General features: G+C 69.9%; 11 protein-coding genes. 3 read left to right on the forward strand and 8 right to left on the reverse strand.

Going from position 1 to position 11,377, the window contains the following annotated elements:
• Window positions 1-60: 60 nt before the first annotated feature.
• From D6860_RS04750 to mutY, 8 genes are all read right to left on the reverse strand, one after another.
• A complete protein-coding gene (locus D6860_RS04750; protein WP_076622393.1) occupies window positions 61-1,431 on the reverse strand; it encodes an SPOR domain-containing protein in 1,371 nt (456 codons plus the stop codon).
• Between the two features lie 66 nt (window positions 1,432-1,497).
• The gene (gene upp / locus D6860_RS04755) at window positions 1,498-2,130 is read right to left on the reverse strand and encodes a uracil phosphoribosyltransferase (protein ID WP_076622394.1); all 633 of its coding nucleotides are present in this window, start codon (window positions 2,128-2,130) and stop codon (window positions 1,498-1,500) included.
• Between the two features lie 119 nt (window positions 2,131-2,249).
• The gene (locus D6860_RS04760; RefSeq protein WP_076622395.1) at window positions 2,250-3,248 is read right to left on the reverse strand and encodes an adenosine deaminase; all 999 of its coding nucleotides are present in this window, start codon (window positions 3,246-3,248) and stop codon (window positions 2,250-2,252) included.
• The gene (locus D6860_RS04765) at window positions 3,248-4,453 is read right to left on the reverse strand and encodes a phosphopentomutase (RefSeq protein WP_076622396.1); all 1,206 of its coding nucleotides are present in this window, start codon (window positions 4,451-4,453) and stop codon (window positions 3,248-3,250) included. The genes D6860_RS04760 and D6860_RS04765 overlap by 1 nt, the downstream gene beginning before the upstream one ends.
• Window positions 4,450-5,739 carry a thymidine phosphorylase gene (locus D6860_RS04770; protein WP_179949481.1) on the reverse strand — a complete coding sequence of 430 codons (1,290 nt, stop codon included), beginning with the start codon at window positions 5,737-5,739 and terminating at the stop codon, window positions 4,450-4,452. The genes D6860_RS04765 and D6860_RS04770 overlap by 4 nt, the downstream gene beginning before the upstream one ends.
• Window positions 5,739-6,131 carry a cytidine deaminase gene (locus tag D6860_RS04775; protein ID WP_076625244.1) on the reverse strand — a complete coding sequence of 131 codons (393 nt, stop codon included), beginning with the start codon at window positions 6,129-6,131 and terminating at the stop codon, window positions 5,739-5,741. The genes D6860_RS04770 and D6860_RS04775 overlap by 1 nt, the downstream gene beginning before the upstream one ends.
• 269 nt (window positions 6,132-6,400) lie before the next feature.
• On the reverse strand, window positions 6,401-7,543 hold the full coding sequence (locus D6860_RS04780) for an alkane 1-monooxygenase (protein ID WP_076622397.1): 1,143 nt from the start codon (window positions 7,541-7,543) through the stop codon (window positions 6,401-6,403).
• Between the two features lie 138 nt (window positions 7,544-7,681).
• Entirely contained in the window at window positions 7,682-8,728 is a 1,047-nt protein-coding gene (gene mutY, locus D6860_RS04785) for an A/G-specific adenine glycosylase (RefSeq protein WP_083697741.1), read from the reverse strand.
• A gap of 84 nt (window positions 8,729-8,812) precedes the next feature.
• Here mutY and D6860_RS04790 point away from each other — a divergent pair, with 84 nt between their 5' ends.
• Genes D6860_RS04790 through D6860_RS04800 form a run of 3 tightly spaced genes read left to right on the forward strand, consistent with a single transcriptional unit; the run spans window position 8,813 to window position 11,170 of the window.
• Window positions 8,813-9,319 carry a DUF721 domain-containing protein gene (locus D6860_RS04790; RefSeq protein ID WP_076622399.1) on the forward strand — a complete coding sequence of 169 codons (507 nt, stop codon included), beginning with the start codon at window positions 8,813-8,815 and terminating at the stop codon, window positions 9,317-9,319.
• Window positions 9,320-9,359: 40 nt separating this feature from the next.
• Window positions 9,360-10,052: a DsbA family protein gene (locus D6860_RS04795; protein WP_076622400.1), complete on the forward strand. Its 693-nt coding sequence runs from the start codon at window positions 9,360-9,362 to the stop codon at window positions 10,050-10,052.
• Entirely contained in the window at window positions 10,049-11,170 is a 1,122-nt protein-coding gene (locus tag D6860_RS04800) for a CaiB/BaiF CoA transferase family protein (RefSeq protein WP_076622401.1), read from the forward strand. The genes D6860_RS04795 and D6860_RS04800 overlap by 4 nt, the downstream gene beginning before the upstream one ends.
• Window positions 11,171-11,377 lie beyond the last annotated feature (207 nt).

Here is an 11,377-nt window from a genome sequence, read left to right on the forward strand (position 1 = left end):
CACGAAAAAGCCCCTGCCGTCGCCGGTCAGGGGCCGTCACGTCCGTAAAGTCGCGATGCCTCAGCGCAGGTAGGCCTGCACGTAGCCCGCCGCGTGAACGCGACCGAGCGCGCCCCGCAGCGCCGAGGCACTGGCATAGGGGCCGACGACGACCCGGCGGCTGGACGAGGCATCTCCGCCCGCGCGGGCGTAGCGCACCGGCAGACCGGCCTGGCGCAACCGCGACGCGGCGGCATCCGCCTTGGCGCGGGTGGTGAAGAGACCGATCTCGACGTAGCGGCTGGACGATGTGGCAGCGGGCGCCTGCTTCACCGGCGCCGACCGTGTCGAGACCAAGGGAGCGCGCGACATCCCGGCCTGCGCCGTGCTCGTGCCGCTGGTCGCGTAGACCGGGGTCTTCGTCGATGCTGCAACCGTGGCGGTGTCCTTGTAGAGCAGGATGGGATCGCGCGCCTCTATCCGGCGCGCGGCCAGATCGTTGACGCGCGGCACCGTGTTGGTCCAGCGACGCTGCGTGTCGTAGAAGCCATCCACCGTCTGCCAGGCCCGGTAAGGGTTGAGGCGGTCGTCCTCCCAGGCGGGGCGATAGCCGCGCGGCACCACCGGCGGCACCTCGGAGCGCGCTTCCCAGACCTGGTCGGGCACGATGCGCGTGGCGCCCCCGCGGGAGGCAAGGCTCACCTTCGCCTGCGGATCGCCGAGGTCGAGCCGGCTGTCATCCCAGCTGCCCTTCCCCTTGCCGTAGTTGTAATAGACGTTCTTGCCGGACTTGGGCGCATCGCCGCGGCGGATCTCGGTGACATAGGGGCTGGCCTGCGGCCCGCAGCGCACCGCCATGCCGTCGCGCATGATCGTCCCGGTCGCGCCCGGCGGGCAGCCCTGCCCCGGCTTGACCCGGATCACCCGCTGCGCGGTGGCGGCGGGCGCCTTGGGCATCGTCTTGACCACGGTTTTCGGCGGCGGCGCAGCGGGCGGCTTCGAGGCCGGTGCCCGGACCACCGCCTTGGGTGCGGGCTTCGAGGCCACCGTCTTCATCGGCTGACGCGTCGCGACCGTCTTCTTCGGGGCCGGCGTCGGCTTGGGTGCAGCCGCGACCGTGGGCTTCGGTGCCGGTGCGGGCTTGGCGACCGGCTTCGGCGCAGGCTGCGGAGCGGGCGCCGCAGCGGTCCGGGTGTTGCCGAAGGTCGGCTTGTAGCCGCAGACCTGCTCGCGGTCGCGCGTCATGCGCGGCACCCAGATCACCGCGCCGTCGAAGCCGGCGCGCACGAACAGGCACCCCCGGCTGTCGGCGAACTGCTTGCCGGTGAAGCTCGCCGGCGGCATTTCCGCCGGCGTGTCGATGGTGGTGATGCCCTGTGCCTGGGCCGACACGGCACCCAATCCCGCGAACGCGGTGGTGATGGCCAGGACCGCCAGTCTTTTCAAACGCATGATGCCCCCACGGATACGAGCGGAATCATGCATGAAGGCTTGCAGCCTGTAAAGCGGCGCAGCGGCTTATTTTGTGCCGTACATCCTGTCGCCCGCATCCCCTAGTCCCGGAACGATATAGCCCTTCTCGTTCAGGTGATCGTCGAGCGCGGCGGTGATGATCGGGACGTCGGGATGCGCTTCCTTCATCCGGGCCACCCCTTCCGGCGCGGCGAGCAGGCAGAGGAACCGGATGTCGCGGGCGCCCGCCTCCTTCATCAGGTCGACCGCCGCGGCCGAGGAATTGCCGGTCGCGAGCATCGGATCGACAAGGATCACGGTGCGATCCTCGAGGTTCTTCGGCACCTTGAAGTAGTATTGCACCGGCTTCAGCGTTTCCTCGTCGCGGTAGAGGCCGACGAAGCCCACCCGCGCGGCGGGCACCAGCTCGAGAATGCCGTCGAGCAGCCCGTTGCCGGCCCGGAGGATCGATACCAGCACCAGCTTCTTGCCCTCGATCACCGGCGCATCCATCGGGCACATCGGCGTCTCGATGTGCTTGGTGGTCACCGGCAGCTCGTGGGTGACCTCGTAGGCCAGAAGGTGACTGATCTCGCGCAGCAGCTGCCGGAAGGACGCGGTCGAGGTGTCCTTTTCGCGCATCAGGGTGAGCTTGTGCTGCACCAGCGGATGGTCGACGACGGTAAGATGCTGCTTCATGGCCCCGATGCTCCTGTCATGTATCGCCCCCTGATTAGCGACAGCAGAAGCCACCCGCAACGCCCCGATGCGGGGCGCCGTGGCGGAAACGTCGTCTTTCCGGGAAAGCGCCTCCCGCGTCAGCCGAGCCGCTTGAGCAGTGCCGCCTTTGTGTCCGCGTCGCAGAACGCCGCCTCGACCGAGGTGCGGGCAATCTCGTCGAAGACCTCCTCGTCCCAGCCGAAGGTCTTCGCCAGCGCCTCGTATTCGTCGGCCATCGAGGTGTGGAAGAACGGCGGATCGTCGGTCGAGACCGTCACCTTCACGCCCCGTTCGCGCAGCTTGTCGATGGGGTGCGCCCCGAGCTTCGGGTAGACCCCGAGCGTCACGTTCGAGCCCGGGCAGACCTCGAGCACGACGCCATCCTCGGCCAGCCGGTCGACCAGCGCCAGGTCCTCGGCCGCACGCACGCCGTGACCGATGCGTTCGACCCGCAGGTCGTTGACCGCGTCGGCGACCTCGCCCGGACCGCGCCATTCGCCGGCGTGGGTGGTCAGCCGCAGCCCGGCCTCGCGCGCCATGTCGAAGCTGTAGGCGAAATCCTTCTGGCGCCCCTTGTTCTCGTCTCCGCCCATGCCGAAGCCGACGATCCAGTCGCCCGCCGTCTCGGCGGCGCAGAGCGCCACCGGCTTCGCCCGCTCGGGGCCGAAGTGACGGATGCAGGTGACGATGCCACGCAGGGTGACGCCCATGCTGCGCTCTGCCGCGTCCGCCGCCTCGCGGATGGCGTGCAGGTATTCCCGCCACGCCCCGAGATCACCGCCCCCGCAGAAATCGGGCGACAGGAAGCATTCCGAGTAGATCACCCCGTTCGCGGCGCTCTCCTCGAGCACGGCGGTGGTGAGCCGGGCGTAATCCTCGGGGCTGCGCAGGGCCGAGGTCGCGGCCTCGTAGATCTGCAGGAAGTGCACGAAATCGGTGTAGGCGTAGCTGCCATCCGGCGCGAAGACGCCATCAAGCCGCAGCGACTTCTCCTGCGCCAGCCCGCGGATGAAGCCCGGCGGCGCGGCGCCCTCGATGTGCAGGTGCAGCTCGACCTTGGGCAGCGCCCGGATCGCCGCGATACGCTCTTCGTCCATCACAGGAAACTCCTTCCAACACCCGACGCCGGCACACCCAGATGCGCGGCCACGCTTGCCGCCACGTCGGCGAAGGCCACCTGCCCCACCGGGCCGGCGCCCTTTCCGGCGATCAGCACCGGCACCCGCTCGCGGGTGTGGTCGGTGCCCCGCCAGCTCGGGTCGTTGCCATGATCGGCGGTGATGAGCAACAGGTCGTCGTCGCGCAGCCGCGGCAGCAGCCGGCCGATCTCGGTGTCGAACCACTCCAGCGCCCGGGCGTAGCCCGACACGTCGCGCCGGTGGCCATAGAGACTGTCGAACTCGACGAAATTCGCGAAGGTGAGCGATCCGTCTTCCGCCTCGTCCACCAGCCGGTTCAGGTGGCCCATCAGCGTCGCATCATCGCCCTTGTGCAGATGGTCGATCCCCTCCATCGAGAAGATGTCGCCGATCTTGCCCACCGCATGGACCGTGCGGCCCGCGTCCTGCGCCCAGTTGGTCAGGATCGGCTCGGGCGGCCGGATGGCATAATCGTGCCGGTTGCCGGTGCGACGGAAGTCGCCCTCCGCCCCGACGAAGGGCCGCGCGATCACCCGGCCCACCTTCATCTCGTGCAGCACCGGCGCGATGCGCTCGCAGAGGTCGAGCAGCCGGTCGAGCCCGTAGCGCTCTTCATGTGCGGCGATCTGGAAGACGCTGTCGGCAGAGGTGTAACAGATCGGCCAGCCGGTGCACATGTGCTCGGCGCCGAACCGCTCGAGCATCACCGTGCCCGAGCCGTGACAGTTCGCGAGGGTACCCTCGGTGCCAGCGATCTCGCGGACCTCGGCCATGAGAGCCTCGGGAAAGGCGGGCTGGGTGTCGGGGAAATAGTGCCAGTCCCACGGCACCGGCAGCCCGGCAAGCTCCCAGTGCCCCGAGGGCGTGTCCTTGCCGCGCGACACCTCGGTTGCCGCGCCCCAGCGCCCATCCGGCACCGCCCCGAGACCCGGCGGCACGGCGCCGCTCGCCAGCTCCACCGCGCGCCCCAGCCCCAGCTGGTCGAGCACCGGCAGGCGCAGCGGGCCGCTGCGGCCCTGCTCGGCCTCGCCGCGGGCACAGGCCTCGGCGATGTGCAGCACGGTGTTGGCACCGGTGTCCGGCGCGCCGTCGTTGAAATAGGAGCCGGCATCCGGGGCACCGCCGATGCCCACCGAATCCATCACCACGAGAAATGCCCTCATCCGATACGCTCCCGGATCAGCGGGCCCGCCTCGACCGGCGCGCCCAAAGTGATCGCCGCCTGCACGACGCGGATCGCGGCCTCGGCCTCGTCCTCTCGCGCGGCATGGACCCGCGCCAGCGGCTGTCCCGCCTCGACCCACGTGCCGAGCCGCACCACGTCCGACAGGCCCACCGCCGGGTCGATCCTGTCGGTTTCGACCGTGCGCCCGCCTCCGAGCCGCACCACCGCGAGCCCCAGCGCCTCGCCGTCGATCGCCGCCACGTGGCCAGCCGAGGGCGCCGGGATCTCGCGGATCACCGTGGCCTCGGGCAGGTAGCGGCCCCAGTCCTCGACGAAGTTGATCGGTCCGCCCAGCCCGTAGACCATGCGCCCCATGCGCTCGGCCGCCTCGCCCGAGGCCAGCACCGCGCGCAGCCGGTCTTCCGGCGCGTCGATCCCGGCCCGCTCCAGCAGCGGCGCGCCCAGCGCCAGCGTCAGCGCGTGCAGCGGGCCTTGCTCGCGCCCCGCCAGCACCCGCATCGCGGCGTCCACTTCGAGCGCGTTGCCCAGCGCCGGCGCGATCGGCTGGTTCATGTCGGTGACGAAGGCCGTTGTCGGGCAACCCGCCGCGTTGGCGGTCGAGACCAGCGCCCCGGCCAGCGCCCGCGCATCGGCGTCGGTCTTCATGAAGGCGCCCGAGCCGACCTTGACGTCGAGCACCAGCGCGTCGAGCCCCGCCGCCAGCTTCTTGGCAAGGATCGACGAGGTGATCAGGTCGAGGCTCTCCACCGTCGCGGTCACGTCGCGCACCGCGTAGAGCCGCCGGTCCGCCGGGGCGATGCCGGCGCTGGCCGACACGATGGCGCAGCCCGCCGCGCGCACCACCTCGCGAAACCGCGTCTCGTCTGGGTCGACCGCGTAGCCGGGGATCGCGTCGAGCTTGTCGAGCGTGCCGCCGGTATGGCCGAGCCCCCGCCCCGAGATCATCGGCACGTAGAGACCGCAGGCCGCGAGCGCCGGCGCCAGCACGAGACTCACGCAATCGCCCACCCCGCCGGTCGAATGCTTGTCGACCACCGGCCCGTCGAGATCCCACTGCATGACATGGCCCGAATCCCGCATCGCCAGCGTCAGCGCGACCCGGTTCTCCTCGGACAGCCCGCGCAGGCAGACCCCCATGGCAAAGGCCCCGGCCTGCGCCGCGCTGACGCTGCCGTCGGCCAGCCCGGCGGCGAACCAGCGCAGCCCCTCGGCCGAGGGCGCCTCGCCGCGTCGCAGGGCGGCGATCACCGTGCGCGCATCCATCAGGCGCGGTCCATGTGGTCCCGGTCGAAGGCCCCCGGCAGCAGCGCGCCGACGGTGGTCTCGAGCGTCGCGCCGTCGACCGTGGCCAGCGTCACCTTCACCTCGCCGCGCGCGAATTCCGCCAGCTTCTGGCGGCAGCCGCCGCAGGGAGGCACCGGATGCGCGCTGTCGGCGATGACATAGGCCTCGGCGATCTCGGTCTCGCCCGCCGCGACCATGGCGGCGATGGCGCCGGCCTCGGCGCAGGTGCCTTCCGGGTAGGACACGTTCTCGACGTTGCAGCCGGCGTAGACCGCGCCCGAGGGCGTGCGCAGCGCCGCGCCCACCTTGAAATGCGAATAGGGCGCGTAGGCGTTCTCGCGGGCCGTCCGGGCGGCTTTGTCCAGCTCCAAGTCCCTGTCTCCTTGCACGTGTCGGGGCTCCCATGATTGCGAGCGCCATGGACCGAATGCAAGCCCGGATGGGCTGACCAAGCGGCAACCCCGCCCTTCTTCTCTTTCCAAATACCCTCGGGGTGAATTGGCCGCAGGCCAAGAGGGGCAGAGCCCCTCAGGACCTGACCTCGTCAACATCGATTGCGACAGGGACGAGGTCGAACGCCGCCCGCCCCTTCATAGAGAACAAACACCCCCGTCCGGACGACAACGGCGCCCGACCCATCTCAGCCCGCGCCGCGCGGGGTCGGCGTCTGCGCCTTGTTGTAAGGGGCCCAATCCTCGATGTCGGGGTACCACGTCCGCCGCCAGGCGCGGACCTTGGGGTTCATGATGCGGCGCCAGAGCGGCGGCACCATCGCCGCCATCGTCATGATCGGATAGCCGTAGGGCAACTGCGGCGCCTCGGTCTCCTCGTAGGTCTGCAGAAGCGGGAACCGCCGGTCCGGCTTGTAGTGATGGTCCGAGTGGCGCTGCAGGTTGATGAGCAGCCAGTTGGTCGCGGTATGCGCCGAGTTCCAGGAATGATGCGGCTTGACGTGCTCGTATTTCCCCTCGCCCAGGTGGCGCCGGGTCAGCGCGTAGTGCTCCACATAGTTGGTCAGTTCCAGCTGCCAGATCGCGACGCCCGCCTGCACCGCGAAGAACAGCAGCCCGAACCAGCCTGCCAGCGCCACGGCCAGCGCCGCCATCGCAAGCTGCAGGGCCGCGTATTTCCAGAACGGGTTGCGGCGGTGCCACCACGGCAGGCCGCGGCGCTTCAGCAGCGCCGCCTCGGCACGGAAGGCCGAGACCGGGCAATCGCGCAGCACCCGCGCGTAATAGCGATGGAACCCCTCGTTGTAACGCGCCGTCACCGGATCGCGCGGCGTGCCCACCCAGAGGTGGTGCACCAGCAGGTGTTCCGAGCGGAAATGCGAGTAGAGCACCATCGCCAGCAGCCAGTCGCCAAGGCTGCGCTCCACCCGGTTCGACTGATGCAGGAGCTCATGCGCGTAGACGATGCCCACCGAGCCGGTCATCACGCCGGTGCCGAACATCACGCCGAAGGTCTCCCAGCCCGACAGGTGATCGGCCCGGCCGAGATACCAGATCAGCGCATAGAGCGTCAGGAACTGCACCGGCGCCCAGCAGACGACCCCCAACCGGTACCAGAACAGCTGGCGCTCCTCGGTCAGCGGGTCGGCGTTCTCGCGGTTGAGGCCCAGCGCCGCGTCGAGCGCCGAGAACAGATACCACGTCGCCAGCGGCGGCAGCAGCACCCAGAGGCCGCCCTGCACCGCCCCGAGCCAGACCAGCGGCGGCAGGATGTAGGTCAGCCAGAACGGCATCGCGGCGGTGATGCGCGCCACCTTGTCCGAAGAGAGCATGTCGGGCCCCCGTATGAGTTGATCCGAAGCGCGATCCGGGCGCAGCTTAGCCCCGCCCGCAGCCCCCGTCACGTGCCGATCGGTGATGTTCCGGGCAGGCCGGAGCAGCCGACGCCCGCACGCCTCGCCATCGAGGGCTCAGCTGCCGCGCGCGAGATCGAAGGCCTTTCGCATCACCGTAGGCAGATCGGCGGGGCGAAAATCGGACAATTCGATGAAATCACCGCGACTTGCCGGTCGGTCCATGGGCACCAGCGCGGTCTTCACCGTCAGCCGCAGGTGGAAGTGGGTGAAGGTGTGGCGGGCCTCGCCCGGCAGGGTCTTCCACTCGGCATCGATAGGCGGCGCCTCCTGCGGCGCATCGCCCCACTCGCTGCCGGGCCAGCCCAGCATCCCGCCGAGCAGCCCTTTGTCGGGCCGCCGCTCCAGCAGCCAGGCGCCGTCGACGCGCCGCGCCAGATAGGCGATGCCGAACCGCGTGGGCTTGCGCTTCTTCGGCGCCTTCTTCGGCAGCTCCGCCATGGTGCCCGCCTCCCATGCGGCACAGGCGCCGCGCCACGGGCAGAGCCCGCAGGCGGGGTTGCGCGGCGTGCAGATCGTGGCACCGAGGTCCATGACCGCCTGCGCGTAGTCTCCGGGCCGTGCCTCGGGCGTCAGCGCTGCCGCCATCTCGGTGAGAATGGGCTTTGCCTGCGGCAGCGGCGTGTGCTCGTCGTGCAGCCGCGCCATGACCCGTTCGACGTTGCCGTCGACCACCGTCGCCGGCCGGTCGAAGGCGATGGCGGCCACCGCCCCGGCGGTGTAGGGTCCGATCCCCGGCAAAGCCAGCAGCCCCTCGTAGCTGTCGGGAAAGATCCCCTCATGATCGCGGGCCACGGCGCGGGCGCATTTCAGCAGGTTGCGGGCGCGGGCGTAGTAGCCGAGGCCGGCCCAGGCCGCCATCACGTCGGCGTCCTCGGCGGCGGCAAGATCGGCCACCGTGGGCCAGCGCGCGGTGAAGGCCTCGAAATAGGGCTTCACCGCGGGCACGGTGGTCTGTTGCAGCATGATCTCGGACAGCCAGACCCGGTAGGGATCGGGCCGCACCCCCTCGGCGCGGGCGCGCGGCCCCACGCGCCACGGCAGCGCGCGGGCGTGGCGGTCGTACCAGTCGAGCAGGTCCTCGGCGCGGGCGGCGTCACACACGTCTGACATTCCCTTGATCGGATGATTCCGGGCTGGCGCCCGATTGCGCGCTCACTACAATAGCCCCGGACGGAGGGATTCAAGATGCGACGGCGCAGCAGTACCTACGGGTTCGCCCTGACCGGCGGGCTCCTGAAACAGGACATCCGGCGCGCGAGCGAAAGCCGCGGCTTCGCGCAGTCGCGCGTGCTGACCCACTGGGAAGAGATCGCCGGCACCGAGATGGCCGCGATCTCCCGCCCGGTCGAGATCAGCTACGGCCGCGGCGGCATGGGGGCGACGCTCACGCTGCTGACCACCGGCGCCAATGCCCCCCTGCTCGAGATGCGCAAGGACGAGCTGCGCGAACGGGTGAACGCCATCTACGGCTACAACGCCATCTCGCGCATCCGCGTCACCCAGACCGCCGCCACCGGGTTCTCCGAGGGCCGCGTCGCCTTCGACCACCGCCCGAAGTCCGCGTCGAAGCCGCAGCCCACCCCCGAAACCGTCGCCGAGGCGCATCGCACCACCGAGGGCATCGCCGACGAGGGCCTGCGGCAGGCGCTTGAACGTCTGGGCGCCAACGTCATAACAAGGTCGCAACGCTAGGGCCCCGGGCCCGGCTCACGCAGTCAAAGAAGGAAGACCCATGAAGCGTATCCTGACCACCGCCGCGCTCGCCGCCGTTCTCGCTGCCGGCGGAAGCTGGCTCCTGAGCCCGACGGCGCAGCCTCCGATGGGCGCCGCCAGCGCGCAGGACAGCACCGACCAGGCCGACACCGCCGAGACCCAGGACAGCGCCCCGACGGCCGAGGTCACCGACATGACCCTCGGAGACCCGGACGCGCCGGTCGAGGTGATCGAATACGGTTCGTTCACCTGCCCGCATTGCGCAGACTTCGAAGAGAATGTCTTCCCGCAGATCAAGGAAAACTACATCGACACCGGCAAGGTGAAGTTCACCTTCCGCGAAGCCTACTTCAACAAGTACGACATGTGGGCGTCGCTGATGGCGCGCTGCGGCGGCGAAATGAAGTACTTCGGCATCGTCGAGATGCTCTACGGCAGCCAGCAGGACTGGGCCCGCCAGAGCACCGAGGTCGCCGTGGCCGACGCGATCCGCAAGATCGGCCTGCAGGCCGGCATCAACAAGGACCAGCTCGACGCCTGCATGACCGACGGCGAGAAGCTCAAGTCGCTGGTGAGCTGGTACCAGGCAAACGTCGAAGAGGACGGCTTCAACTCGACGCCCTCCTTCGTCATCGACGGCGAGCTCAACACCAACATGTCCTACTCGGACTTCTCCGCGATCCTCGACGAGCGCTACGAAGCCGCACAATGACCTCGGCTCCGATCGGCCCCCTCGAAGGGGTGAAGGTCATCGAGCTCGCGCGAATCCTGGCCGGCCCCTGGGCCGGTCAGGTTCTTGCCGACCTCGGCGCCGAGGTCATCAAGGTCGAGGCGCCGCGCGGCGACGACACCCGCAGGTGGGGCCCGCCCTTCATCGAGCGCGAGGACGACCGCTCGGCGGCCTATTTCCATTGCTGCAACCGCGGCAAGCACTCGGTGGCGATCGACTTCACCACGCCCGAGGGACAGGAGCAGGTCCGCGAGCTGGTGCGCGACGCCGACATCCTGATCGAGAACTTCAAGGTCGGGGGCCTGGCGAAATACGGGCTCGACTACGCGTCGCTGGCAGAGGTGAACCCCGGGCTCGTCTACTGCTCGATCACCGGCTTCGGCCAGGATGGCCCCTACGCGCATCGCGCCGGCTACGACTACATCATCCAGGGCATGTCTGGCTTCATGTCGATCACCGGCAACCCCGACGGCCAGCCCCAGCGCACCGGCGTCGCGATCACCGACCTGTTCACCGGGCTCTACTCGGTCTCGGGCATCCTCGCGGCGCTGCACCAGCGGCAGCGCACCGGCCGCGGCCAGCAGGTCGACATGGCGCTGCTCGACTGCGCCGTGGCGGCGACCGCGAACCAGGCGATGAACTATCTCGCCACCGGCGAGGCGCCGGGCCGGACCGGCAACTACCACCCGAACCTGACGCCCTACCAGGTGTTCGACTGCTCCGACGGCTACATCATCATCGCCACCGGCAACGACCCGCAGTACCAGCGGCTCTGCCGGCTGCTCGGGCTCGACGACCTTGCCGAACATCCCGACTACCTCACGAACGCCGACCGCATCCGCAACCGCGACCCGCTCGAGGCCCACCTGATGGCGGAGACCTCGAAGTGGTCCAAGGCCGACCTGCTCGCGGGCTGCGAGCGCGAGGGCATCCCCGCCGGGCCGATCAACGATCTCGCCGAGGTGATGGCCGACCCGCAGGTGCAGGCCCGCGGCATGAGGATCTCGCCCGAGGGCGTGCCCGGCGTGCGCTCCCCGTTCCGGTTCTCGGACGCCGAGCTGAGCCTCGGGCGCGCCTCTCCGAAGCTCGGCGAGGGCTGAGAGGGCGGAAGGGGGCGCTGCCCCCGCCCCTTCGGGACTCCCCCGGGAATATTTGGAGCCAGAAGAAGCCCCTGCGCGGCGCGTCCCGGTTTCTTCTGGCCTGAAATATCCCCGCCGGAGGCAGGCCGGTCGCTGCGGCCGGGCGTTGCCCCCGGGGATTGTCGGCGGCAGTTGCGGCGGGGAACCACAGCGCGGCGGCCCGACGAC

The sequence above is a fragment of the Salipiger sp. D13 genome (assembly GCF_003703915.1).
Taxonomy (GTDB): Bacteria; Pseudomonadota; Alphaproteobacteria; order Rhodobacterales; family Rhodobacteraceae; genus Salipiger; species Salipiger profundus.